The sequence below is a fragment of the Actinophytocola xanthii genome (assembly GCF_001921205.1).
GTDB classification, from domain to species: domain Bacteria; phylum Actinomycetota; class Actinomycetes; order Mycobacteriales; family Pseudonocardiaceae; genus Actinophytocola; species Actinophytocola xanthii.
This window is the reverse complement of the sequence record NZ_MSIE01000001.1, coordinates 263,429-287,137: the sequence shown is the minus strand read 5'-3', so window position 1 is coordinate 287,137 and position 23,709 is coordinate 263,429. Positions and strand designations below refer to the sequence as shown.

Genomic DNA, 23,709 nt, shown 5'->3' with positions numbered 1-23,709 from the left:
GACCGGTCGTTCGTCTTGACGAACCGCAGATCTATGTTCATCATATAGGACCATGCGTTCGATATGGCGAACCGTCGCTCCCGGGCAGCGCCGGGACCTCCTCGCGCTGGCGCCCGCCGCCGCCGTCGTGGGGATGTCCTTCGGCGCCATCGCCGTGGCCGCCGGGCTGCCCTTATGGATGCCCTCGATGCTGTCGGTGCTGGTCTTCGCGGGCGGCGCGCAGTTCATGGTCGTCGGGGTGGTCGCCGCGGGCGGCGGGCTGCTCGCGGCCGTGCTCGGGGCGCTGGTACTCAACGCCCGGCACCTGCCGTTCGGTCTGGCGATCGGTCCGATCATGGGGACCTCGCTGCCCGCGCGGCTGGTCGGGAGCCATCTGATGATCGACGAGTCGGTGGCGTTCGCGATGGCGCAGCGGGACCCGCGGGCGGCCAGGGCTGTGTTCTGGGCGACCGGGGCCCTGCTGTTCGTGACGTGGAACGTCGGCACGCTGGCCGGTGCGCTGGCCGGGCAGGTGCTCGGCGACCCGGACGCCCTGGGCCTGGACGCGGCGTTCCCGGCGGCACTGCTCGCCCTGGTCCTGCCCTCGCTGCGCGAGGCCAGGACGCGCAACGCGGCGCTGCTCGGGGCGGTCGTCGCGCTGGCCGCGACGCCGCTGCTGCCGGCGGGGGTGCCGGTCCTGCTGGCGCTGGTGGGGCTGGTCGTGCTGGTGCCGGCGCCCAGGGGGCGCGCGGAGGCGACGGCATGACGGTCACCGCCATCCTCGTGCTCGCGGTGGGGACCTACGCGTTCCGGATCGCCGGACCGCTGCTGCGCGCCCGCATGGCTCGGGCGGCCGCCCGCCGTGCCGCTCGCCCGGAGGCTCGCTCGCCCGTCGCGCGGGGCGGGGAGCCGGAGGTCGGCGGCGGAGTCGCAGCGGAAGACGCGGAGGTGGGTCTGCCGCCCCGGGTGACCGAGGCGATGTCGACCGCGGCGACCGTGTTGCTGGTCGCGTTGATCGCCACGGCCGCCCTCACCGACGGTCCCTCGTTCGCCGGCGTGGCGCTGCCGGCAGGCGTGGTCACCGGCGGCGTGCTGGCCTGGCGCAAGGCGCCGTTCGTTGTCGTCGTCGTGGCCGCGGCCGTGGTGACGGCGGGCCTGCGGGCGCTGGGCGTGCCGTAGGCTGAATCGGATTCGAGGAGGTCAACAGGTGTCTGGCGGGGAACCGCTGATCGGGGTGCTCGCGCTGCAGGGGGACGTGCGCGAGCACCTGTCGGCATTGCGGACCTCCGGCGCGCGAGCCGAACCGGTGCGCCGGGAGAGCGAGCTGGCCGAGGTCGACGGGTTGGTGGTGCCCGGGGGCGAGTCGACCACGATCTCCCGGCTGCTGGCGATGTTCGGGCTGCTCGAGCCGCTGCGCGAGCGGATCGCCGGCGGCATGCCGGCCTACGGGTCCTGCGCCGGGATGATCCTGCTGGCCAGCAAGGTGCTCGACGGGCGCGAGGACCAGCACCAGCTCGGCGGGCTCGACGTGATCGTGCGGCGCAACGCCTTCGGTCGGCAGGTCGACTCCTTCGAGGAGGACCTGCCCGTCGCGGGGGTGGACGGCGGTCCCGTGCACGCCGTGTTCATCCGCGCGCCGTGGGTCGAGTCCGCGTCGCCGGAGGTCGAGGTGCTCGCCAGGGTCCCGGGCACCCCGGACGTCCCAGGTGGGGACGAGGCCGCCGGTAGGATCGTCGCCGTCCGGCAGGGGCGCGTGCTGGCCACGGCGTTCCACCCGGAGCTCACGGGGGACACGCGCGTACACAGACTGTTCGTGGAAATGGTGACGGAGGAGCGATGAGCGGCCACTCAAAGTGGGCGACTACGAAGCACAAGAAGGCCGCACTGGATGCCAAGCGGGGCAAGCTGTTCGCCAAGCTGATCAAGAACATCGAGGTCGCCGCGCGCACCGGCGGCGGTGACCCCGACGGCAACCCCACGCTGTTCGACGCCATCCAGAAGGCCAAGAAGAACTCCGTGCCGCAGGACAACATCGAGCGCGCCCGCAAGCGCGGCGGCGGCGAGGAGGCCGGCGGCGCCGACTGGCAGACGATCATGTACGAGGGCTACGGGCCCAACGGCGTCGCGGTCCTGATCGAGTGCCTGACCGACAACCGCAACCGCGCCGCGAGCGAGGTCCGCACCGCGATGACCCGCAACGGCGGCTCGATGGCCGACCCCGGCTCGGTGGCGTACCTGTTCAACCGCAAGGGGGTCGTGCTCCTGCCCAAGAACGGGCTGTCCGAGGACGACGTGCTGATGGCCGTGCTCGAGGCGGGTGCCGAGGAGGTCAACGACCTCGGCGAGAGCTTCGAGGTGGTGAGCGAGGCGACCGACCTGGTGGCCGTGCGCTCCGCGCTGCAGGAGGCCGGCTACGACTACGAGTCGGCGGAGGCGAGCTTCCTGCCCTCGGTGAGCGTGCCGCTGGACGCCGAGGGCGCGCGCAAGGTGTTCCGCTTGATCGACGCCCTGGAGGACAGCGACGACGTGCAGAACGTCTTCGCGAACTTCGACGTCTCCGACGACATCATGGCCGAGGTCGATGCGTAGGTCGAAGGTCGACGGGTGATGGATGGCGTCCCGGTCGCGGTGGCGAGCCGGCTCGTCGTCGCCGTCTGCGCGTTCGTCGGGCTTGGCTTCGCCGTCGCCACCCTGAACGACCCGTGGCCCGCCCTGAGCCAGCAGGCCAGCCTGTTCGCCGGGGTGGTCTACCTGGCCCTGGCGCTGGCCGGCGCCAGGGCCGCGCGGGTCTCCGGCTGGCTGCGGGGCGCGACGACCGTGCTGCTCCTGCTGGTCTGCCTCACCTACCTCACGGTCATCGAGGGCGACCTGTACTCGGTCAGCTCGCTGTTCGAGCACCTGCTCACCCCGCTGGCCGCACTGGCCGACTGGGTCCTCGTCGGCCGCGCGGCGGTCGTCGTGCGCTGGTGGTACCCGCTGAGCTGGGTGCTGCCACCCCTGCTCTACCTGATCTACTTCCTGGTCGCCGACGTAGGCCTCTACCGAGGCTTCCTCGACCCCCAGTCCCCTGACTTCGCGACCACGGTCGCCCTGTTCCTGGTCGCCGTGGTCGCGGCCGGCTACCTCCTCTACGGCATCGTGCGCCCGGTCCGCACCCGAGCGGTCGCGGAGGCCGGATGACCCTGGAGAACCTCACCGACGACGAACGCGAGCTCCGCGACCGCTTCATCGCCGAGTCCGACACCCGCGGCAACGCCATCGTCGAGGTCGCCGCCGGCCAGTCCGGCGAGGCCCCGTTCACGATCTCCGTCGGCGCCTGGCGCCGCTTCAAGATCCCCGAGGCCATCGCGGTAGGCCTTCCACCCGGCGTTGGCGCCCGCCTCATCGACACCTACGTGCAGCGCGCCGCGGCCGGCAAGCGCTTCATCCCCGGCGTCCGCTACCACGACTTCTTCGACCGGGTGCCGATCACCTTCGAGCGCGTCGCCAAGGGCCACTACTACCCCTACTTCGGCAGCGCCTTCCTGCTCTACCCCACCGGCGACTTCCGAGCCGTCCAACTCATCGTCCCCACCCCCGAGGTGGTCTGGCCCTGGCAACCAGAGGCGCCACCCGGCTTCGCCACCTGGCAACCGGTACTGACCGTGAGCGGCCGCCCCGAAAGCTGGACCCCAGGCGTCAACGGCCCCTGAGCACCGCCTCCCCAACCGCACCTCAACGACACAACCCCCGAACCCGCTCCCCGTACTCACCCACCAGCTCATCCGCGACCGCGAACTCGACGCACGAGTCGGTATAGGCCGGAACCACGACCGTCCCCAGCAGCGACCACGCCCCCAGCGTCTCCGCCGCCTGCCACACCCCGCCCGGCACCACCACCTGCGGCCGCTGCCCGGCGGCCAGATCCGGCCCCAGCACCCGCTCCACGATCCGCCCGTCCTCCAGCAGCAGCATCCGCACCGGCGCCCCCGCGTGGTACGCGAAGATCTCCACGCGGTCCAGCCGATGGAACGCCGAGAACTCCGGCGCGGCCAGCAGGTAGTAGATCGCCGAGCACCGCTCGTCCCGCCAGCTCTGGGTGAACAGCCCACCCTCGATCGGCAGCGGCTCCAACCCGAGCAGCTCGATGATCCGCGAGGGGGTCAGGTCGGTCGACACGGTGGGACATCATGCACCAGGCTTTCCCCCATGCCTCAGCCGCCACAGGGTCGTCCCCGGCCAGAAGCCATGTCCGAGGAGGAGCTGGGCTTCCGGCCGCAGCGCGCCGTCCGCTGGCTCGACCCGGGGGTGCTGGTGTCCACCGGCGCCCGCTCGCTGATGGCCGGTGTGTTCGGGGCCTACGCCGACAAGCGCGAGCTGCAGGGCACCCTGCCGGCGACCACCCACACGATCCCCGGTGACGAGCTCTGGTTCGACTACGTGGCCGACCTCGGGGACGGGTTCGACGCCACCTACTCGGTCGCCTCGCTGATCGCCGCGCCCCGGCTCGACGTCGGCCAGACCCTGCCGCGGGGACGGCTGCTGGTCATGGGCGGCGACCAGGTCTACCCCGCTGCCACGACCGAGGCCTACGAGGACCGCAGCAAGGGCCTGTACCGCGCGGCGCTGCCGGTGGCTCCACCGGAGGCGCCGCGGCTGTTCGCCCTGCCCGGCAACCACGACTGGTACGACGGGCTCACCTCGTTCCTGCGGGTCTTCGCCCAGGGTCGGTCGATCGGCGGCTGGGCCACCGAGCAGACCCGCAGCTACTTCGCGATCGAGCTGCCGGCGCGCTGGTGGCTGTTCGCCGTCGACACCCAGTTCGACGACTACGTCGACGCCCCGCAGCTAGCCTACTTCCGGGCGGCCGCGAGCCGGCTGGGCACGGGCGACGCGGTCATCCTGTGCACCCCCACCCCCGCCTGGGTGCCCGCCGGCTCGGGCGGCCGGACCAAGGCCTACGACACGATCCGGTTCCTCATGCGCGAGGTCATCGGCCCCACCGGCGCGACCGTCCCGCTCATGCTGACCGGCGACAAGCACCACTACGCGCGGTACGCCGAGCGGGACGGCACCGCGCAGCGGATCACCGCGGGCCTGGGCGGGGCCTACCTGGCCGGCACCCACCGGCTGCCCGCCGAGCTCGTGCTTCCTCCGGCCGAGACCCGGGTCCCCGGCCCGCCCGCGACCACCCGCTTCGACCTCGCCGGGCGCTACCCGGGACAGGCCGAGTCCGTGCGCCTGGCGGCCGGCATCCTCCGGCTGCCCTGGCGCAACCCGGGCTTCTGGCGGCTCACCGGCCTGCTGCAGTCGGCGATGACGCTGGCCGTCCTGTTCGGGCTGGCCAAGGCGGCCGACCCCGTTGCCGGTGGGGTCGTCGCGCAGATCGGCGCCTGGTTCCCGGCCGTGTTCGCGACCACGCTCCTGGTGCTCGGCGCCGTCGCGTTCGCCCGGCTCGACCTGCCCAGGACCGGTCGGACGAACGCCGCGGCCGGCGTCCTGCACGCCCTCGCGCACCTCGCGCTGAGCGTGGGCTGGGCGTTCACCGTCCGGTGGCTCGACCGCGACATGCTGCCCGAGGGCGCGACGGGGGAGTGGCTGCTGGTCGGGGTCGTCGTGGTGCTCACCCCGCTGCTGGTCGGGTTCCTCGCCGCCGAGGTGGTCGCTCTGTACCTGCTCGCCGTGAACCGCTTCGGGATCAACTCCAACGAGCTGTTCGCCGGCCAGGGCGTCGAGGACCACAAGGGTTTCCTGCGGCTGCACATCGGCCGCGACGGCACGCTCACCGTCTACCCGCTGAAGCTGGCCCGGATCTGCCGTCGCTGGCGGCCCAACCCGGACGGCGCGCCGACCGAGCCCTGGCTGCTGCCGCGCGAGGAGCTGGCGCCGGAGCTGATCGAGGAGCCGATCCGGATCCCCCGCGACCCCGGTGGGCCGCCGGTCACTGCCGGCGAGGCAGGGTGAACTCCTCCATCGCCATGACCGGCCGCAGGTGCCGCTCCGCGCCGCCGCGGGTGAACGCGTCGCGCAGGACGTCGCCGGCGAGCAGGTTGCCCAGCGCGCCCATGATCATGCCCTGGTCCAGGGCGAGGTACCGCTTCGCGACCTTCCCGCTGCGCACGGCCACCGCGTCGTAGAAGCCGCCGGGGCCGTAGCTGTCGAAGTCCCGGCGCAGCTTCGCCAGCTCGTGGCGCGCCGCGGCCGGCTGGTAGGGCAGGGCCAGCACCACGGCGTGCGGGGTGACCACGCCGTCGCCGTAGGACTCCGGCGGCGGCGCGGCCTCCCGGCAGCCGGTGAAGCCGACGTCGACCGACGTGCGCTCCTGGTCGCTGGTGTAGCCCGGGCCGTCCAGCCCCATCACGTCCACGCCGTACTCGCGGTACCCGCCGTCCGGGTCCGAGGACGGCGAGAAGCCCCAGTAGCCGTAGCGCGCGTCGGCCAGACCGTGCTCGATCTGCCCTCGGACGTACACGGCGTGCTGGCGGCTCCAGGAGTTCCTGCCCCACCGGACCTCGGGCACGAACATGTCCGGCATCAGCTCCTCGAACATGTCTCCGCCCCAGGTCGGCACGAACTTCAGGCCGCGGTAGGTGTAGTGGCCCTCGAACACCGGCACGCCCAGGTAGTCGACGAACTCGCCGACCGGCTTCTGCTCCTGCCAGCCCCAGTCGCAGGTGTCCGGGAACGTCCGCCAGGGCGCGAAGTAGTGGGCGGGCGGCACCTGCTCCAGCGCGATCGCCACGTAACCGATCATGCGGGTCTCGCTCGCGAACGCGCCGTAGGTGTGGCAGGTGTACCAGACGTCCGCGCCGATGCCGGGGTGGTTGCCCACGAGCGAGCAGTTCGGCGGCTCCTCGTCCCAGAACCCGCCCCGCATCAGCCCGGCGGGCACCTCGGGCCCGCGCGCCGCCGGATCGTAGTAGAAGGCGAAGTTCATCGGCTCGAGCAGCGAACCGGCCAGGTCGCGCACCTCGGGCACGGCGTTGCGCAGGACCATCAGCGCGGCCGCCATCCAGGCGTTGTCCACACTGGACATGAACGGGTACACGGTGCTGCCGTCCACCGGCCACACCCGCAGCTTCTCCAGCGTCAGCGGGTCGTACCAGTTGTAGAACTGGCCGGAGTCCTCGTGCCGCTCCAACCGGGCGACCGAGCCGAGGGTGCGGCGGGCCCGGGTGACGAGCTCGCGGCGGGAGATGAGGCCGAGCTCCTCGGCCACCACCGCCGACCACAGGTAGGACCCGATGTTGGTCGGCGAGGTGTAGGCGGAGCGCGAGGCGGGGTCGAGGTCGCCGTCGATGTTGTCGGCGGGCAGCCCGGTCTCCGGCACGGTCATCGCCGTGAAGGAGCGCCAGGTGTCCCGGGCGAGCGTCAGCTGCTGGTGCCCGCCGGAGGTCTCGGCGGCGGCCGGGCCCGGCGGCGCGACCAGGGCGAGTGCCAGCAGTGCCGCGCCGGCCAGCCGGCGGGCTGGGGCTGAGCGAGTCATCGCAAACCCTCCTACTTGAGTCCGGTTGTGGCGATACCGCGGACGAAATGGCGTTGCAGCAGGACGAACACGACCAGCACCGGCAACACGACCACGACCGAGCCGGCGAGCAGCAGGTCGTAGTCGGTCCGGTTCTGCCCGATGGCGTACAGCGCGAGCGCGACCGGGAGGGTGTAGGTGTCCTCGGTCGTCGCCGCGACCAGCGGCCACAGGAAGTTGTTCCACGAGGCGAGGAACGTGAGGATCCCGAGGGTGGCCAGCGCCGGCCGGCACAGCGGCAGCACGATCCGCCAGAAGACCCGGAGCTCGCTCGCGCCGTCGATGCGCGCGGCCTCGAGCAGGTCGTCGGGGATGGACAGGATGAACTGCCGCATCAGGAACACGCCGAAGGCCTGGGCGAGGAACGGCAGGACCAGCCCGGCCACCGAGTCGACCAGGCCCAGGTTGCTCGACAGCACGAACAGCGGAACGATCGTCACGATGTTCGGCACCATGATCGTGCCGAGCACCATGCCGAACAGCACCCGCCGGCCGGGGAACGGCAGCTTCGCGAGCGCGTAGCCCGCCGCCGAGCAGAACAGCAGGTTGCCCGCCGTGGTCAGCACCGCGACGACGACGGAGTTGGTGAAGTAGGTCGGGAAGTCCAGGCGGGAGAAGAGCTCGGCGTAGTTGGCGAGCGTCGGGTCCTCGGGCAGCCAGGTGATCGGGACCCGGCGGATCTCCTCCTCGGGCTTGAACGAGGACAGCACCATCCACACGAACGGGCCGACCATCGCCACCAGGCCGAGCCCGAGCAGCACGTGCAGCACCAGCCGCGCGCGCCGGTCACGCCGGCGGGTCGGGTCACCGGTCAACGTTGTTCCTCAGCAGGCGGAACCAGGCGATCGAGAGCAGCACGACCACGACGAACAGCACGTAGCCGGTGGCCGAGGCGGCCCCGTAGTCGCCGAACCCGAACTGGTTGTAGGTGTGATAGGCCAGCGAGAGGGTCGAGTCGAGCGGCCCGCCCTGGGTCATCACGAACGGCTCCTCGAAGTACTGCACGTAGCCGATCGTGGTGATCACCGCGACGAACAGCATCGTCGGCCGCAGCATCGGCACGGTGATGTGGCGCAGCCGGGCCCAGCGCCGGGCGCCGTCGATCTCGGCCGCCTCGTAGAGGTCCTGGGGGATCGCCTGCAGGCCGGCCAGGAAGATGACCATGGCGAAGCCGAGGTTGCGCCAGGCGGTCATCACGATCAGTGCCGGCAGCGCGAACGCGGGGTCGTTGAGCCAGTTGGCGCCGCCCGCGCCGACCAGCCCGAGTGAGGCGTTGAGCAGCCCGGTGTCCGGGTGCAGCAGGAACCGCCAGACCACCGAGATCGCGACGATGCTGGTGACCACCGGCAGGTAGTAGCCGACGCGGTACAGCGTGCGGAACCGCACCAGGCCCGAGTTCAGCCCCAGGGCCACCAGCAGGGCCAGCGCCATCGTCAGCGGGACCCCGGCCACCACGAAGATCGCGGTGTTGACCGAGGCCTGGACGAACTTGGGGTCGGCGAACAGGTCCAGGTAGTTCGACAGCCCCACGGGGTTGACCGCGAACGGGTCGAGCAGGTCGGCGCCGCGGATGTCGGTGACGCTCATCGCCAGCGACGCCAGCACCGGCCCCGCGGTGAACACCAGGAACAGCGCGGCGAACGGCAGCACGAAGGTCCAGCCGGTCAGCGCCCGGGACAGCGATCCGGCCCGGGACCCGCCCGGGCTCGACGCCCCCGCGGCCACCTCAGCCGCCCGTGCCGATCGCGGTGGCCTGCTGCTGCATGGCCCGCGCCGCGTCCGCCGGCGACGCGGTGCCCTTCGCGAGCTTCTCGAGCTCGGTGTCGACACCGGCGGCGATCTGCTCCCAGGTGGGGATGGCGGGCGGCGCCTTGGCCCGGTCGAGCTGGTCGCCGAAGGTCGCCAGCAGCGGGTCCCCGGCCAGCGCCTCGTCCTCCCAGGCCGCCTGGACCGCCGGCAGGTCGCTGACCGTCCGGTACCACGTCACCTGGACCTCGGGGCGCATCAGGTACGAGACGAACTTCCAGGCGCCGTCGCGGTTGGCGGCGTCGGCGAACACCGACATCGACGACCCGCCGACGAACGAGGTGAACTCGCCCTCGCCGCCGGGCATCGGCCACACCTCGTACTCGCCCTCGCCGCCGAGCTCGTCGAGCAGGCCGATGTGCCAGGGGCCGGAGACGAACGCGGCGACCTCCCCGGAGAGCAGCTTGCGCTCGGGCTCGCCCTCCCGCAGGCGGTCCCGGCTGGACAGGCCCTCGTCGTAGAAGGACCGGTAGTAGGCGAGGGCCTCGGTCGCCTCCGCCGAGTCCAGGGTGAACTTCTCGCCGTCGTGGATGTCCCCGCCGTTCTGCCAGACGAACGGCATCACGGTCTGCCAGGCTCCGGTCTGGCCGGGCTGCAGGTAGACCCCCCACCTGGCGCCGCCGCGGCTCTGCAGGTCCCGCACCGCCTGCTTGAGCCCGGCCCAGTCGGCCGGCGCCCCGGTGACCCCCGCGCGTCGGGCCACCGCCTTGTTCACGAACAGCAGCCGAGTCTCGACGTACCAGGGCACGCCGTAGGCGGTGTCGTCGACGACGCCGGTCTCCCAGGCGCCGGGGAAGAAGTCGCCCGGCTCGACCAGGTCCGGTGGCACCACGTCCAGGGCGCCGGTCCTGGCGAACTCGCCGACCCAGGTCGTCCCGAGCATGGTCACGTCCGGGGTGCGCCGGCCGGCGATCGCGGTGGAGATCTTGTTGTGCGCGCCGTCCCAGGGCACGGGTGTCACGATGACCTTCGCGTCCGGGTTCTCCCGCATGAAGTCGTCGGCCAGCACCGACACCTTCTCGCCCTCGGTTCCCATGGCCCAGACGGTGATCTCACCGCTGGCCCGGCCGGAGCCGACCCGGTCGCCCTCCCGAGCCTCGTTCCCGCCCTCGTCCCGACCACAGGCGGTGGCGGCCAGTGCGACGGCCGTCACCGCCGCGAGTAAGGCACCGCGCCGGCTGGTTCCTCGGGTCATCGCGTACCCCCGCCGTTGGAAGCGCTTACATCGGCTCTGAATGAAGTTCTAGCACGGGTGTCAACCACGCCCGCCCCGTGTCGCTGCCGGGGCCGGCGCGGGGTGCTCCCTATGCTTCGAACTGATGTTCTCGGGAAGTGGTGAGCGGATGCGCGTACTGGGGGTCGACCCGGGACTGACCCGGTGTGGGATCGCCGTCGTCGACGGGGGTACCGGGCGCACCGTGCGCTGCGTCGCGGTCGACGTGGTCCGCACCCCGCCCGATGCGGACCTGGCGAGCCGGCTGCTCGCGGTCGCCGACGCGGTGGAGGACTGGCTCGAACGCCACCAGCCGGACGTGGTCGCCGTCGAGCGGGTCTTCAGCCAGTACAACGTCCGCACGGCGATGGGCACCGCCCAGGCGGGCGGCGTGGTCGCGCTGGCCGCAGCCCGACGCGGCCTGCCGGTCGCCTTCCACACCCCGAGCGAGGTCAAGGCCGCGGTAACCGGGTCGGGGCGGGCGGACAAGGCCCAGGTCACGACGATGGTCACCCGTCTGCTTGGGCTCGACAGCGCACCACGTCCGGCGGACGCCGCCGACGCGCTCGCGCTCGGGATCTGCCACCTGTGGCGCGCTCCCATGCGTGCCCGGCTCGCCGAGGCGGAGGCGAGGGCCGCCGAGCTCACCCGGCGGCACCGGGCAAGACTCGCCGAGGCCGGTCGTCGCGCCGCCGGGAAAGGAACAACGCCATGATCTCCTCCGTCCGCGGCCGGGTGCTCTCGGTCGGGCTCGACCACGCCGTGATCGAGGTCGGCGGCGTCGGCCTGGCGGTCCAGGCCGTTCCCTCGACGCTGGCGACCATGCGCACGGGTGAGGAGGCGGCGCTGTCGACGGCCCTGGTCGTGCGCGAGGACTCGCTGACCCTGTTCGGCTTCGCCGACCAGGCCGCGCGGGACCTGTTCGGCCTGCTGCAGACCGTCTCCGGCATCGGCCCGCGGATCGCGCTCGCCACGCTCGCCGTGCTCGAGCCGGACACGCTGCGTGCCGCGCTCGCCGACGGCAACCTCACCGTGCTCACCCAGGTGCCCGGCATCGGTCGCAAGGGCGCGGAGCGGATGGTGATCGAGCTGCGGGACAAGGTGGGAGCGCTGCCCGCCGCGGCGACGCCCGCGTCCGGGGGCGCGGCCGTGCGCGGCTCGGTCGTCGAGGCGCTGGTCGGTCTCGGCTTCCCGGCCAAGCAGGCCGAGCAGGCCGTCGACGGCGTGCTGGGCGGCAACGGTGGCGGCGACCAGTCCACCGTGCTGCGCAAGGCCCTGGCCACCCTCGGTCGTAAGCGGTAGTGGTCGGGCACGATGGCCCCGTGACGGAGGAGCAGACCCTGGACGAGGCGGATGGCAGCGAGCTGTCCCCCTTCGCCGTGCCCGGCGAGCGGGACGACGAGTCGTCGCTGCGCCCGCGCCGGCTCGCCGAGTTCGTCGGCCAGCCGCGGGTGCGCGAACAGCTGGAGCTGGTGCTGCAGGGCGCGCGCGGGCGCGGCGCCGCACCGGACCACGTGCTGCTGTCCGGCCCGCCCGGGCTGGGCAAGACGAGCCTCGCGATGATCATCGCCGCGGAGCTCGGCAGCGCGCTGCGGATCACCTCCGGGCCCGCCCTGGAACGGGCCGGGGACCTCGCGGCGATGCTGTCCAACCTCGTCGAGGGCGACGTCCTGTTCATCGACGAGATTCACCGGATCGCCCGTCCGGCCGAAGAGATGCTCTACCTCGCGATGGAGGACTTCCGGGTCGACGTCGTCGTCGGGAAGGGGCCGGGGGCGACCAGCATCCCGCTGGAGATCGCGCCGTTCACCCTGGTCGGGGCGACCACCAGGTCCGGTTCGCTGACCGGCCCGCTGCGCGACCGGTTCGGGTTCACCGCGCACATGGAGTTCTACACGCCCGAGGAGCTGGAGCAGGTGCTGCGCCGCTCTGCCCGCATCCTCGACGTGGACCTGCGTCCCGACGGCGCGGAGGAGATCGCCGGCCGCTCGCGCGGCACGCCGCGGATCGCGAACCGGCTGCTGCGGCGGGTGCGTGACTTCGCCGAGGTCAGGGCCGACGGCTCGATCACCCGCGAGGTGGCCTGCGCGGCACTGCGGGTCTACGACGTGGACGAGCTCGGCCTGGACCGGCTCGACCGCGCCGTGCTCGGCGCGCTGGTGCACTCCTTCGGCGGCGGCCCGGTCGGCGTCTCGACGCTGGCTGTCGCCGTGGGTGAGGAGCCAAGTACGGTGGAGGAGGTGTGCGAGCCGTACCTGGTTCGAGCGGGCATGTTGGCCAGGACGCCCCGCGGTCGGGTGGCGACAGCGGCGGCGTGGGTGCACCTCGGGCTGTCGGCCCCGGCTAACGCCCCAGGTGGGATTCCGCCTACGCTGTTCGACAGTGACCCTGCGCACACCGCAGAGTGAATACAGCTTTCACGGATGGAGAAAAATGGAACTGCTTCCCATGCTTCTGCTGTTCGGGCTGCTCGGCGTCATGATGTACTTCATGAGCCGGCGCCAGCGCAGGGCGCAGGAGCAGCAAGTGCAGCTGCAGAGCTCGCTGGCCGTGGGGGACCGGGTGATGACGACCTCGGGTCTCTACGGCACCGTCACCGACACCACGGACGACGCGACCGTCAGCATCGAGATCGCGCCCGGGGTTGAGACCGAGTGGCTGCGCGCGGCCGTGCGCGAGAAGGTCGGCCCGGTGGTCGAGGACGACGAGCTCGTGGAGGACGAGGTCGTCGCGGACGAGACCCCCGACTCGGAGATTCGGGACGTCGAGGTCAGGGACGTCGAGGTCAGGGACGAGACCCCGGACAACGCCTCCTCGCTCGAGTCCGGCAAGCAGAAGTAGCCTGACCTGTAAGCGTGGCGTGACCGTGTGACACCGGCCTCACGCCGCGGCAGGTACGCTGCGCCCTCACCCACATGTGTAGCGGGGTGCGGGCGCAGTCGTGTGACCAGACGCGTCTGACACCCGACGCCAGTTCGAGGAGACCGACCGACCGTGGCACCACCCGCAGGGCAGATCCGCCCAGGGCGCTATCTCGCGTTCTTCCTGTTCATCGTGGTCCTGCTCTACACCCTGGTGTTCGCCACACCGGACCACCGGGCGGCGCCGAAGCTCGGCATCGACCTCCAGGGCGGCACCCGCGTCACGCTGACCGCGCGCACGATCGACGGTGGCGCGCCGCCGCGGGAGTCCCTCGAACAGGCCAGGCAGATCATCGAGACGCGGGTCAACGGTATCGGCGTCGCCGGTACCGAGGTGGTGCTCGACGGGAACAACCTGGTCATCACCGTCCCCGGCGAGGAGGGCGAGCAGGCCAAGAGCCTGGGTCAGACCGCCCAGCTGCGCTTCCGCCAGGTGTACCAGGCCGTTCCGGCCGAGCCCGCGCCCACCGAGTCGCAGCAGCCGAGCACGAACCCTTCGGCCCCGCCCTCGAGCGAGCCCTCGGCTCCGCCCTCGAGCGGAACGTCGACCCCGCCGCCGGCCGCGTCCAACCCGCCGTCGGCCCAGGGACGCCCCGCTCCCGCCCTCGCCGTCCAGCCGTCCAGCGCGCCGCCGTCCGCGCCGTCCTCCGTCCCGCCGTCGTCCAGCCCTTCCGCGCCGCCGAGCGACGCCCAGGAGGACGGCACGATCGACCCGGAGACCGCCAAGGAGATCCAGGAGGCCAAGGCGATCCGCCAGGCCGCGAACCTGGTGCCGAGCGCGGACGGCACGGTGCCCGAGGACCCGGCCGCCCAGCAGGCCGCGCTCGCCTCGCTCGACTGCTCCAAGCCGGACCCGCTGGTCGGCAACGACGACGAGACGCTGCCCCTGGTCGCCTGCGACCAGGAGGGCACCGCCAAGTACATCCTCGGCCCCACGTTCCTCAAGGGCACCCAGATCTCCGACGCGAACTCCGGGGCGAACCCCGAGGGCGTCGGCAACGTGGTGACCCTCGACTTCGACGACGAGGGAACGCGGAAATGGGCCGACTACACGACGGCGAACGTGGGCAAGCAGGCCGCGTTCGTGCTCGACACGAAGGTGGTGTCGGCGCCGGAGATCCGTGAGCCGATCTCGGGTGGGCAGACCCAGATCAGCGGCGGCGCCGGTGGCGGGTTCAGCGCCGACGAGGCCAGGGAGCTGGCCAACGTGCTCAAGTACGGTTCGCTGCCGCTCTCGTTCGACACCTCGGAGGCCGAGACCGTGTCGGCCACGCTGGGCCTCGCCTCGCTCGAGGCCGGCCTGATCGCCGGCGCGATCGGCCTGCTGCTTGTGTTCGTCTACTGCCTGTTCTACTACCGGATGCTCGGCCTGCTGACCGCGTTGTCGCTGGTGCTCTCCGGTGCGATCGTGTTCGGTGTGCTGGTGCTGCTCGGCCGCTGGGTCGGGTTCACCCTCGACCTCGCCGGCGTCGCCGGGTTCATCGTCGCCATCGGCATCACGGCCGACTCGTTCGTCGTGTTCTTCGAACGGTTGAAGGACGAGATCCGGGAGGGCCGGACGTTCCGCTCGGCGGTGCCCCGGGCGTGGGTCCGTGCCAGGCGCACGATCCTGTCCGCGGACGCGGTCATGTTCCTTGCCGCCGGCGTGCTCTACCTGCTCGCGGTCGGCCAGGTCAAGGGCTTCGCGTTCACGCTGGGCATGTCGACCGTGCTCGACCTCGTGGTGGTCTTCTTCGTGACCCACCCGCTGGTCGTGCTGGCGTCCAAGTCGAAGTTCCTGTCCAGCCCGAGGTTCTCCGGCCTCGGGTCGGTACAGCGGTTCGCCAACGAACGGCGAGCCGGGGTGCGGTCCGGTTCCGGCACCGCCGTGAAGGAGGCGTGACGTGACGAGCAGCCAGACTCCGCGCCAGGAGGGCGGCTCCTCCGCCCCGGCCAAGCGGGCCGGCCTGCTGCAGCGGATGTACGTGGGCAACGGCGCGTTCGACGTCGTGGGCAAGCGCAAGCGGTGGTACATCATCTTCGGGCTGCTGATCCTGGTCTGCCTGGCGTCGATCGTCTTCCGCGGCTTCAACCTGGGCATCGACTTCAAGGGCGGCACCCGGGTCTCGATGCCCGCGGAGGGCGCGAACGGCCAGGTGTCCACCGAGCAGGTCACCGACGTCTTCACCGACACCCTGGGCAAGGAACCGGCCACCGTGCAGACGGTCGGCGCCGGCGAGAGCGCGACGATCCAGGTCCGTTCCGAGGCGCTGAACAACCGGGAGGTGGCCGAGCTCAAGGGCGCGTTGTTCGAGGAGTTCCAGCCGCTGAACGACAACGGCCAGCCGAGCGAGGAAGTGATCTCCGACAGCGCGGTGAGCGCGTCGTGGGGCGGCGAGATCTCCCAGCAGGCGTTGATCGCGCTCGGCGTGTTCCTCGTGCTGGTGACGATCTTCCTCGCGTTCTACTTCGAGCGGTGGATGGCCGTCGCGGCCCTGGCCGCCCTGGTGCACGACGTCGTGGTCACCGCGGGGGTGTACTCGATCGTCGCCTTCGAGGTGACCCCCGCGACCGTGATCGGCCTGCTGACCATCCTGGGCTTCTCGCTCTACGACACGGTCGTGGTGTTCGACAAGGTCAGGGAGAACACCCGCGGGCTGCTCGGCCTGACCAGGCGCACCTATGCCGAGGCGGCGAACCTCGCGCTGAACCAGACGCTGATGCGCTCGATCAACACCTCGCTGATCGCGGTGCTCCCGGTCATCGGCCTGCTGGTCGTCGGTGTCGGCCTGCTCGGCGTCGGCACCCTGCAGGACCTGGCCCTGGTCCAGCTGACCGGCATCATCGCCGGTGCGCTGTCCTCGATCTGCCTGGCCACGCCGCTGCTGGTCGACATGAAGATGACCGAGCCGAAGTTCAAGGACCAGGCCCGCCGGGTGCACGCGCGCCGGGAGAACCTGGCCCGCAAGGCCGCCGAGCGCGGTGCGCCGGACGGCGCGGTGGCCGAGGACGACTTCGACGCCGCGGACGACGACGCCCTGGACGCCGAGCTCCGCCGGGAGAAGGCCATGGCCGCGGCCTCCAGCGTGCCCACCCGCAACCCGAGGACGGCCGAGGCACACCGCCGCGGCCGGCCGACCGGCAAGCAGGGCGGGCGTCCCACGGGCAAGCAGGCCGGCCGGCCCACCGGCAAGCGGCGCCGGTAGCCGTGGCCGACCTGCGGCGCGCGCTGGAGCTGGTGCGCACGGTTGCGGACTTCCCGGAGCCGGGGGTGCTCTTCCGCGACCTCAACCCGCTGTTCGCGGACGTCGGGGCGTTGCGGACGGTCGTCGACGCGATGGCCGCCGCACTGCCCGCGGACGTGGACGTGGTCGCCCCGGTCGAGGCACGCGGCTTCCTGCTCGGCGCTCCCCTGGCGCTGGCGCTGGGCTGCGGGATGGTCCCCGTGCGCAAGGCCGGCAAGCTCCCGGCCGTCGCCGCACGGGTGGACTACCAGCTGGAGTACGGCACCGCCTCGCTGGAGCTGCCGGCAGAGGTGTTGCGGGAGGGCCAGCGGGTCGCCGTGGTCGACGACGTGCTGGCCACCGGCGGCACTGTGGCCGCGGTCTGCGAGCTCGTGGAGCGCGCGGGTGCCGAGGTGGTCGCCGTGTCCGTGGTGCTCGAGCTGACCGCGCTGGGCGGGCGCGGGCAGCTCCCCGGGCGCGAGGTCCAGGCCCTCCAGGCGCTCTGAGGCCGAGTCCCTCAGGCGAACTGCACGGAGCGCTTGGACAGCCCGTACCAGTACCCGTCGATCACCGACCGCGCCGGCTCGTCGGTGGCGAGGCTGGCGCCGGCGGCGACGAACAGCGGTGCGAAGTGCTCGGTCCGCGGGTGGGCCAGCCGGCTGGCCGGCGCCTTGTGCGCGAAGTCGAGCAGGGCGTCGAAGTCCCGTTCGGCGAGCGCCCGGGCGCCCCAGTCGTCGAACTCCGCCGACCAGGACGGCGCGGCGGCCGCGGGGTCGTCCATCCGGACCGCGGAGAGGTTGTGGGTGAAGAACCCGGAACCGATGATCAGCACGCCCTCCTCGCGCAGCGGGGCGAGCCGCCGGCCGACCGAGAACAGCTCGACCGGGTCGAGCGAGGGCATCGAGACCTGCAGGACCGGCACCGAGGCGTCCGGGTACATCTCCACCAGCGGCACGTACGCGCCGTGGTCGAGGCCGCGGCCGGGGTCCTCGTGCACCGACGGGCCGAGCAGCCCGCGGACCTTCGCCGCCAGCTCCGGTGCCCCCGGCGCCGGGTAGGTCACCGAGTAGTACCGCTGCGGGAAGCCCCAGAAGTCGTAGACGAGCGGAACCGTGGTCGTGGCTCCGATCGTCAACGGTGCGTTCTCCCAGTGCGCGGAGACGATCAGGATCGCCGTCGGGCGCGGGATGTCCGCCGACCAGGAGGCGAGCTGGCCGGTCCACACGGGGTCGTCGGCGAGAGGTGGTGCACCGTGGCTGAGGTACAGGACAGGCATGGACATGGCCGCTCCCGCGAGGTTGAAACTTAAACTAAATCGTAGCAGGTTATCCTCAGGACTCAGAGTGCGGGGAGCCGCGAGTGAGCCAGAACGTCGAGACCGGTGCGGCGCAGGACGGTGCCGCCGCCCAACCGAACACGGCCCGGGCGCCGTCCGCGACCCGCCGGGTCCGCGCGCGGCTGGCCAGGCGGATCACCGCCCAGCGCTCCGCCCCGGTCAAGCAGGTGTTGGAGCCCCTGGCCGCGGTCCACCGCGAGCTGCACCCCAAGGCGGACCTGACGCTGCTCCAGCGTGCCTACGACGTCGCCGAGGAGGCGCACCGGGACCAGCGCCGCAAGTCCGGGGACCCGTACATCACCCACCCGCTCGCCGTCGCGACGATCCTCGCCGAGCTGGGTATGGACACGATCACGCTGGTCGCCGCCCTGCTGCACGACACCGTCGAGGACACCGACTACTCGCTGGCCAACCTGGAGGAGGACTTCGGCGAGGAGGTGGGCCGCCTGGTCGACGGTGTGACCAAGCTGGACAAGGTGCAGCTCGGCTCCGCCGCGGAGGCCGAGACCATCCGCAAGATGGTCATCGCCATGGCCAGGGACCCGCGCGTGCTGGTCATCAAGCTCGCCGACCGGCTGCACAACATGCGGACGATGCGCTTCCTGCCGCCGGAGAAGCAGGCCAAGAAGGCCCGCGAGACGCTGGAGGTGCTCGCCCCGCTGGCCCACCGGCTCGGCATGGCCACGGTCAAGTGGGAGCTCGAGGACCTCGCGTTCGCGATCCTGCAGCCCAAGAAGTACGACGAGATCGTCCGGCTGGTGGCGACCAGGGCGCCGTCCCGCGACACCTACCTGCACAAGGTCACCGAGGAGCTGACCGCCCACCTCGAGGCGGCCCGGATCAACGCCAAGGTCGAGGGGCGGCCCAAGCACTACTACTCGATCAACCAGAAGATGATCGTCCGGGGCCGCGAGTTCGACGACATCCACGACCTGGTCGGCGTCCGGCTGCTGGTGCAGGACGTGCGGGACTGCTACGCCGCGATGGGCGTGGTGCACGCGCTCTGGCAGCCGATGCCCGGCCGGTTCAAGGACTACATCGCCCAGCCCCGGTTCGGCGTCTACCAGTCGCTGCACACGACGGTGATCGGCCCGGACGGCAAGCCGCTCGAGGTGCAGATCCGCACCTACGACATGCACAACACCGCCGAGTACGGCATCGCCGCGCACTGGCGGTACAAGGAGACCCGGGGCACCCACGAGGGCCATGCCGTCGAGGTCGACGAGATGGCCTGGATGCGCCAGCTCCTCGACTGGCAGCGGGAGGCAGCGGACCCGGGCGAGTTCCTCGAGGCGCTGCGCTACGACCTCGCGGCCCGGGAGATCTTCGTGTTCACCCCGAAGGGCGACGTGCACACGCTGCCCGCCGGGGCGACGCCGGTCGACTTCGCCTACGCCGTCCACACCGAGGTCGGGCACCGCTGCATCGGCGCACGGCTCAACGGCCGGCTGGTCGCCCTGGAGCGCAAGCTCGAGAACGGCGACGTGGTCGAGATCTTCACCTCCAAGGCCGAGGGCGCCGGACCCTCGCGCGACTGGCTCGCCTTCGCCGCCTCGCCCCGCGCGCGGGCCAAGATCAAGCAGTGGTTCGCCAAGGAGCGCAAGGAAGAGGCGATCGAGGCGGGCAAGGACGCCATCACCAAGGAGGTGCGCCGGGTCGGCCTGCCCATGCAGCGGCTGGTCTCCGCCGACTCCATGGCCGCGCTCGCCCGCGAGCTGCGCTACGCCGAGGTGAGCGCGCTGTACGCGGCCGTGGGGGAGGGCCACACCTCCGCGCGGCACGTCGTGCAGCGGCTGGTCGCGCTGCTCGGCGGCGTCGAGCACGCCGAGGACGAGCTGGCCGAGCGGGCCACGCCCTCCACCGTCAGCCGCCGCCGGCCGACCGGCAACGCCGGCGTGATCGTCAAGGACGCGAGCGACGTCTGGGTCAAGCTCGCCCGCTGCTGCACCCCGGTCCCCGGCGACGACATCCTCGGCTTCGTGACCCGGGGCGGCGGCGTCTCGGTGCACCGGACCGACTGCACGAACGCGGGCGAGCTGCTGGCCTCGCCGGAGCGCCTGGTGGACGTGGAGTGGGCGCCGTCGGAGTCCTCGGTGTTCCTGGTGGCGATCCAGGTGGAGGCCCTCGACCGGCACCGCCTGCTCTCGGACGTGACGAAGGTGCTCGCCGACGAGAAGGTGAACATCCTGTCCGCGTCGGTCACCACCTCGCGGGACCGGGTGGCGGTGAGCCGGTTCAGCTTCGAGATGGGTGACCCCAAGCACCTCGGCCACGTGCTGAAGGTCGTGCGCAGCGTCGAGGGCGTCTACGACGTCTACCGGGTGACCTCAGCGTCCTGACTGGGGCGGTCCTGACTGGGGCGTCCTGACTGGGGCGTCCTGGGCGGGGGTCCGATTCGTTCAAGACCGCGTTCCTCCGCCGGCGTAGGTTCTGGTCGTGACCGACGTACTGACCCTCGCGAACGACCACATCCTGCGCACGGCCCGCCTCCTGGAGCGGCGGCGGTTCGAGTTCCTGTTCGGTTCGGGGACCGCCGAGGCCGTGGTCGCCGCGCTCCTGCCCTACCGCAACCCCGACGGCGGCTTCGGCAACGCCCTCGAGCCGGACTGCCGCGCCCCCGGCAGCCAGCCGCTGACCACGCTGTCGGCGCTGGCCATCCTCGACGAGGTCGGCGCGGTCGAGGGCGAGCTGGTCCGCGGGATCTGCGACTACCTGGTGGCGGTCACCGCCGAGGACGGCGGGCTGCCGTTCGTGCACCCCTCGGCCCGCGGTTACCCGGTCGCGCCCTGGTGGCACGTCCCGGACACCTACCAGGGCTCGCTGGTCCCCACCGCCAACGTGCTGGGGCTGCTCCACAAGAACAAGGTCGACCACCCCTGGATGGAGCCGGCCGAGGCGTTCTGCTGGCGGAGGATCGACGAGCTGACCGAGACCCACCCCTACGAGGCCCTCGGCTGCCTGGCGATGCTCGACCACCACCCCGACCGGGCCCGCGCGCAGGCGAGCGCGGAGCGTCTCGGGGCCAGAGTCCGGGAAGGACGGCTCGTCCGGTTGACCGGCGGCGAGCCGACGCCCGAGGGGTACACCGAGGGTGAACTGCCGTACCCGCACACCTACGCGTCCAGGCCGGAGAGCCTTGCTCGCCAGTGGTTCTCGACCGAGGAGCTGGAGTCCGGACTGGACCAGCTGGCCGCCGAGCAGACCGAGGAGGGCGGCTGGCCGGTCCCGTGGCGACACTGGACCCCGGCGATCGTGCACGAGTGGGGCGCCTGGCTGACGATCGAGGCCCTGGAGGTCCTGCGGGCCTACGGGCGGCTCACCCCAGCAGCACGGTGAGCGGCACCCCGGCGAACGCCCGCACCTCCCTGGCCAGGTGGGCCTGGTCGGCGTAGCCGGCGCGGTACGCCACGTCCGCGAGCCCGGTCCCGGCCCTGGCGAGGCGCACGGCCGCGTCGAACCGGAGCACGCGCTGCAGGACCTTGGGGCCGTAGCCGAAGGAGGCGAGGCACCGCCGGTGCAGCTGGCGTTCGGTGAGCCCGACCGAGTCGGCCATCTCACCGACCCGGGCGCCGCTCCTGGCGAGCTGGAGCACGGCGGGCACCGCGGGGTCGCTCCGCCCGCGAGCCCCGTCGAGCACGGCGGCGCTCAGCACGTCCTGGGCCCGCTCGGTGGAGGCGGTGGCGGCGAGCTCATCGGCCAGCCGGTCGACCCGCGAGGGCGCCCACAGCGCGTCGAGCTCGACCCGCTCGTCGCGCAGAGCGTCGGCCGGCACGCCGAGGCCGACCGGGGAGTGGCCGCGGTGAAACCGCACCCCGACCAGCTCACCGGCGGCGAGCGAGGTCACGTGCGGGCCGGTGTCCGGCCCGGCGACGAACATCCGACCGGTCTCCCGCTCCCACATCACGTCCACGCACGCGTCGGGCACGACTCGCGTCTCCTCGACGGCGGAGGGCATGACCGAGCGTGCCCACACGCAGGTGAGCAACCCTCGTGTCGCCGCCTGGGGCGGCCGTTCGGCGTAGCTGGCCACACCCGGAGTGTGTCACCCGGCACCGACACCGTCGCGGGTGCTCAGCTCACCGAGGCCGTGCGGATGTCCACCTGCTGGGCCGGCGGGCCGTCCTGGACGCTGTTGCCCGGTGCGAGCCCGCGTGCCGCGACCGCGTCGAGCGCGGTCAGCCCGCCCTCGTCGAGCATGCCGAACACGGCGTAGTCCGGCGGGATCGTCGAGTCGCCGTAGACCAGGAAGAACTGGCTGCCCCCGGAGTTCGGGGCGGCGGTCTTGGCCATCGCGACGGTGCCCCGGGGGTAGATGACCAGACCCTGCCCGCTGCTGTCGTTCGGGTCGGGCTCCAGGGTGGTCGGTGGCTCGTCCGGGATGGTGTAGCCGGGGCCGCCGGTGCCGTCGGCCTTCGGGTCGCCGCACTGGAGCACCTTCAGGGTCGCGACCGTGGTCAACCGGTGGCAGCGGGTGCCGTCGTAGAAGCCCTCACCGGCCAGGTGCACGAAGCTGTGCACCGTGCACGGCACGTCGTCGGCCAGGTCGATCGTCAGCTCGCCGGCGCTCGTGTCCAGCTCCACCCGGGTGGCGTCGACCGGTTCCGCCGGCGGCAGGCCGACCGGCGCCTCCTCGCCCGGCGTCTCGACGTACTCGCAGGACTCGATGTCGCTTGCCGAGGGGTCCTCGGTCTCCGACGACCCCTCGGCCGTGGGTGCGTCGTCCGTGGTCCCGGACGACGCATCGCCCGCGGTGCGTGACACGCATCCGCTCAGGGCGAGCACCGCCAGCAGGACCACGAGCAGGCGCATCTCAGCCTGCCAGCGTGGCGGACTCGATCGTGACCGCCTTCTTCGGCGCGCCGTCCTCGGGGCTGGTGCCCGGCGTGATGCCGCCCTGGGCGACCTTGTCCAGGACCGTGAGGCCGCTCGCCTCGACCGTGCCGAAGACCGTGTAGTTCGGGGGCAGCGAGGAGTCGCCGTAGACCATGAAGAACTGGCTGCCGCCGGTGTCCGGTCCGCCGTTGGCCATCGCGAGCACGCCCCGCGGGTAGGTCTTCAGCTCCCCGCCGCCCGGCGAGTTCGCCAGGTCGGTCGGCAGCTCGTCGGGGACCGTGTAGCCGGGCCCGCCGGTGCCGTCGCCCTTCGGGTCACCGCACTGGAGCACCTTGAGGCCGGCTGCGCTGGTCAGCCGGTGGCACGTGGTGCCGTCGAAGTACTTCTCCTTGGCCAGGTGCTCCATGCTCTGCACGGTGCACGGCGCCTTCGCGCGGTCCAGCGTGAGCGGGATCGTGCCCTGGTTGGTCTTGAGGGTCATCGTCACGGTGCCCGTCGAGGGCGTCTGCTCCGGGTCCTCCGGCATGCCGACGTCCTTCGGCGGGTCCTCGCCGGTGCTCTCGGCGTAGGCGCAGGGCCCCTCGGAGGTGGCCGGCGTCGACTCCTCGGTGTTCTCGGTGGCCGCCTCCGAGTCCTCGGGACCCAGGTTGGCCAGCCAGTACACCAGTACGACCACGCCCACGACGACGATGACCGTCAGGCTGACGCCCCAGATGCGCCGACGCTTCGCACGCTCGGCCCGCCTGGCCAGCTGTCGCTCCAGCTTCCGCTTGGCGGCCTGCCGACGCTGCTCGTTGCTCGGCACCGGGCACCCTCCTGACCTCAGACGTCCTTGCCGGCCGGAAGTCTATGGGTATCACAGGTAAGGACAGCGTTGAGGTCTGTTCGTGGGCCGCTCGGGGGATTGCCGAGTA

Annotated in this window: 25 protein-coding genes; 16 read left to right on the top strand and 9 right to left on the bottom strand. The window is 72.1% G+C overall.

All coding sequences use genetic code 11. The annotated features are described in order from the left end of the window. The first annotated feature begins 52 nt into the window (after positions 1-52). From BU204_RS01420 to BU204_RS01395, 6 genes are read left to right on the top strand one after another with little or no spacing between them, the layout of a single operon-like run. Positions 53-745 carry an AzlC family ABC transporter permease gene (locus BU204_RS01420; protein ID WP_075123635.1) on the top strand — a complete coding sequence of 231 codons (693 nt, stop codon included), beginning with the start codon at positions 53-55 and terminating at the stop codon, positions 743-745. Then, positions 742-1,158, top strand: coding sequence for an AzlD domain-containing protein (locus BU204_RS01415; protein WP_143229232.1), 417 nt, complete (start codon positions 742-744; stop codon positions 1,156-1,158). Before BU204_RS01420 ends, BU204_RS01415 begins: the two co-directional genes overlap by 4 nt. Before the next feature lie 28 nt (positions 1,159-1,186). Further along, positions 1,187-1,819 (top strand): pyridoxal 5'-phosphate synthase glutaminase subunit PdxT, encoded by a 633-nt coding sequence (gene pdxT / locus BU204_RS01410; protein WP_075123634.1) that lies wholly within the window; start codon positions 1,187-1,189, stop codon positions 1,817-1,819. Next, positions 1,816-2,568, top strand: a complete 753-nt coding sequence (locus tag BU204_RS01405; RefSeq protein ID WP_075123633.1) for a YebC/PmpR family DNA-binding transcriptional regulator — start codon at positions 1,816-1,818, stop codon at positions 2,566-2,568. The genes pdxT and BU204_RS01405 overlap by 4 nt, the downstream gene beginning before the upstream one ends. Before the next feature lie 18 nt (positions 2,569-2,586). After that, positions 2,587-3,159 (top strand): hypothetical protein, encoded by a 573-nt coding sequence (locus tag BU204_RS01400; protein ID WP_075123632.1) that lies wholly within the window; start codon positions 2,587-2,589, stop codon positions 3,157-3,159. After that, positions 3,156-3,671, top strand: a complete 516-nt coding sequence (locus tag BU204_RS01395) for a DUF4262 domain-containing protein (RefSeq protein WP_075123631.1) — start codon at positions 3,156-3,158, stop codon at positions 3,669-3,671. Before BU204_RS01400 ends, BU204_RS01395 begins: the two co-directional genes overlap by 4 nt. A 22-nt stretch (positions 3,672-3,693) precedes the next feature. On the opposite strand, the gene BU204_RS01390 is transcribed toward BU204_RS01395, so the two are convergent. Next, entirely contained in the window at positions 3,694-4,137 is a 444-nt protein-coding gene (locus tag BU204_RS01390; RefSeq protein WP_233159004.1) for a cupin domain-containing protein, read from the bottom strand. A 30-nt stretch (positions 4,138-4,167) separates the two neighbouring features. On the opposite strand from BU204_RS01390, the gene BU204_RS01385 reads away from it, so the two are divergent. Further along, positions 4,168-5,922 (top strand): metallophosphoesterase, encoded by a 1,755-nt coding sequence (locus BU204_RS01385; protein ID WP_198942723.1) that lies wholly within the window; start codon positions 4,168-4,170, stop codon positions 5,920-5,922. On the opposite strand, the gene BU204_RS01380 is transcribed toward BU204_RS01385, so the two are convergent. The 4 genes from BU204_RS01380 to BU204_RS01365 are packed head-to-tail and all read right to left on the bottom strand — an operon-like array spanning position 5,900 to position 10,442. After that, complete coding sequence (locus BU204_RS01380) at positions 5,900-7,444, bottom strand: glucoamylase family protein (protein WP_075123629.1); 1,545 nt, start codon at positions 7,442-7,444, stop codon at positions 5,900-5,902. The genes BU204_RS01385 and BU204_RS01380 overlap by 23 nt on opposite strands. Positions 7,445-7,455: 11 nt before the next feature. Then, the gene (locus tag BU204_RS01375) at positions 7,456-8,298 is read right to left on the bottom strand and encodes a carbohydrate ABC transporter permease (protein WP_075123628.1); all 843 of its coding nucleotides are present in this window, start codon (positions 8,296-8,298) and stop codon (positions 7,456-7,458) included. Next, on the bottom strand, positions 8,288-9,208 hold the full coding sequence (locus tag BU204_RS01370) for a carbohydrate ABC transporter permease (RefSeq protein ID WP_198942722.1): 921 nt from the start codon (positions 9,206-9,208) through the stop codon (positions 8,288-8,290). The genes BU204_RS01375 and BU204_RS01370 overlap by 11 nt, the downstream gene beginning before the upstream one ends. Position 9,209: 1 nt before the next feature. Beyond that, entirely contained in the window at positions 9,210-10,442 is a 1,233-nt protein-coding gene (locus tag BU204_RS01365) for a sugar ABC transporter substrate-binding protein (RefSeq protein WP_198942721.1), read from the bottom strand. A gap of 190 nt (positions 10,443-10,632) precedes the next feature. Here BU204_RS01365 and ruvC point away from each other — a divergent pair, with 190 nt between their 5' ends. The 7 genes from ruvC (at position 10,633) to BU204_RS01330 (ending at position 17,132) form a co-directional block, all read left to right on the top strand. Next, positions 10,633-11,217 carry a crossover junction endodeoxyribonuclease RuvC gene (ruvC, locus tag BU204_RS01360; protein WP_075123626.1) on the top strand — a complete coding sequence of 195 codons (585 nt, stop codon included), beginning with the start codon at positions 10,633-10,635 and terminating at the stop codon, positions 11,215-11,217. Continuing rightward, positions 11,214-11,804 carry a Holliday junction branch migration protein RuvA gene (gene ruvA / locus BU204_RS01355; protein ID WP_075123625.1) on the top strand — a complete coding sequence of 197 codons (591 nt, stop codon included), beginning with the start codon at positions 11,214-11,216 and terminating at the stop codon, positions 11,802-11,804. The genes ruvC and ruvA overlap by 4 nt, the downstream gene beginning before the upstream one ends. 20 nt (positions 11,805-11,824) lie before the next feature. Then, positions 11,825-12,910 (top strand): Holliday junction branch migration DNA helicase RuvB, encoded by a 1,086-nt coding sequence (gene ruvB / locus BU204_RS01350; RefSeq protein ID WP_083660900.1) that lies wholly within the window; start codon positions 11,825-11,827, stop codon positions 12,908-12,910. Between the two features lie 25 nt (positions 12,911-12,935). Beyond that, positions 12,936-13,343, top strand: coding sequence for a preprotein translocase subunit YajC (gene yajC / locus BU204_RS01345; protein ID WP_075123624.1), 408 nt, complete (start codon positions 12,936-12,938; stop codon positions 13,341-13,343). Positions 13,344-13,496: 153 nt separating this feature from the next. Beyond that, a complete protein-coding gene (secD, locus tag BU204_RS01340) occupies positions 13,497-15,305 on the top strand; it encodes a protein translocase subunit SecD (RefSeq protein ID WP_075123623.1) in 1,809 nt (602 codons plus the stop codon). Between the two features lies 1 nt (position 15,306). Further along, positions 15,307-16,608: a protein translocase subunit SecF gene (gene secF / locus BU204_RS01335; protein ID WP_075123622.1), complete on the top strand. Its 1,302-nt coding sequence runs from the start codon at positions 15,307-15,309 to the stop codon at positions 16,606-16,608. Between the two features lie 2 nt (positions 16,609-16,610). Then, the gene (locus BU204_RS01330; RefSeq protein ID WP_075123621.1) at positions 16,611-17,132 is read left to right on the top strand and encodes an adenine phosphoribosyltransferase; all 522 of its coding nucleotides are present in this window, start codon (positions 16,611-16,613) and stop codon (positions 17,130-17,132) included. An 11-nt stretch (positions 17,133-17,143) separates the two neighbouring features. On the opposite strand, the gene BU204_RS01325 is transcribed toward BU204_RS01330, so the two are convergent. Further along, positions 17,144-17,908 (bottom strand): dioxygenase family protein, encoded by a 765-nt coding sequence (locus BU204_RS01325; protein WP_075123620.1) that lies wholly within the window; start codon positions 17,906-17,908, stop codon positions 17,144-17,146. Between the two features lie 77 nt (positions 17,909-17,985). Here BU204_RS01325 and BU204_RS01320 point away from each other — a divergent pair, with 77 nt between their 5' ends. Beyond that, a complete protein-coding gene (locus BU204_RS01320) occupies positions 17,986-20,301 on the top strand; it encodes a RelA/SpoT family protein (RefSeq protein ID WP_075123619.1) in 2,316 nt (771 codons plus the stop codon). A 97-nt stretch (positions 20,302-20,398) separates the two neighbouring features. Continuing rightward, the gene (locus BU204_RS01315) at positions 20,399-21,298 is read left to right on the top strand and encodes a hypothetical protein (RefSeq protein ID WP_075123618.1); all 900 of its coding nucleotides are present in this window, start codon (positions 20,399-20,401) and stop codon (positions 21,296-21,298) included. On the opposite strand, the gene BU204_RS01310 is transcribed toward BU204_RS01315, so the two are convergent. From BU204_RS01310 to BU204_RS01300, 3 genes are read right to left on the bottom strand one after another with little or no spacing between them, the layout of a single operon-like run. Further along, a complete protein-coding gene (locus BU204_RS01310; protein WP_075123617.1) occupies positions 21,279-21,992 on the bottom strand; it encodes a helix-turn-helix domain-containing protein in 714 nt (237 codons plus the stop codon). The two genes, BU204_RS01315 and BU204_RS01310, sit on opposite strands and share 20 nt — an antisense overlap. 41 nt (positions 21,993-22,033) lie before the next feature. Further along, positions 22,034-22,771 carry a peptidylprolyl isomerase gene (locus BU204_RS01305; RefSeq protein WP_075123616.1) on the bottom strand — a complete coding sequence of 246 codons (738 nt, stop codon included), beginning with the start codon at positions 22,769-22,771 and terminating at the stop codon, positions 22,034-22,036. A gap of 1 nt (position 22,772) precedes the next feature. Then, positions 22,773-23,600, bottom strand: coding sequence for a peptidylprolyl isomerase (locus tag BU204_RS01300; protein WP_075123615.1), 828 nt, complete (start codon positions 23,598-23,600; stop codon positions 22,773-22,775). Positions 23,601-23,709: the final 109 nt, after the last annotated feature.

Coding starts and splice junctions, on each gene's coding strand:
- BU204_RS01420 (WP_075123635.1), top strand. CDS start 53: ATGCGTTCGATATGGCGAACCGTCGCTCCCGGGCAGCGCCGGGACCTC.
- BU204_RS01415 (WP_143229232.1), top strand. CDS start 742: ATGACGGTCACCGCCATCCTCGTGCTCGCGGTGGGGACCTACGCGTTC.
- BU204_RS01405 (WP_075123633.1), top strand. CDS start 1,816: ATGAGCGGCCACTCAAAGTGGGCGACTACGAAGCACAAGAAGGCCGCA.
- BU204_RS01400 (WP_075123632.1), top strand. CDS start 2,587: ATGGATGGCGTCCCGGTCGCGGTGGCGAGCCGGCTCGTCGTCGCCGTC.
- BU204_RS01395 (WP_075123631.1), top strand. CDS start 3,156: ATGACCCTGGAGAACCTCACCGACGACGAACGCGAGCTCCGCGACCGC.
- BU204_RS01385 (WP_198942723.1), top strand. CDS start 4,168: ATGCCTCAGCCGCCACAGGGTCGTCCCCGGCCAGAAGCCATGTCCGAG.
- BU204_RS01380 (WP_075123629.1), bottom strand. CDS start 7,444: ATGACTCGCTCAGCCCCAGCCCGCCGGCTGGCCGGCGCGGCACTGCTG.
- ruvC (WP_075123626.1), top strand. CDS start 10,633: ATGCGCGTACTGGGGGTCGACCCGGGACTGACCCGGTGTGGGATCGCC.
- ruvA (WP_075123625.1), top strand. CDS start 11,214: ATGATCTCCTCCGTCCGCGGCCGGGTGCTCTCGGTCGGGCTCGACCAC.
- yajC (WP_075123624.1), top strand. CDS start 12,936: ATGGAACTGCTTCCCATGCTTCTGCTGTTCGGGCTGCTCGGCGTCATG.
- BU204_RS01325 (WP_075123620.1), bottom strand. CDS start 17,908: ATGTCCATGCCTGTCCTGTACCTCAGCCACGGTGCACCACCTCTCGCC.
- BU204_RS01305 (WP_075123616.1), bottom strand. CDS start 22,771: ATGCGCCTGCTCGTGGTCCTGCTGGCGGTGCTCGCCCTGAGCGGATGC.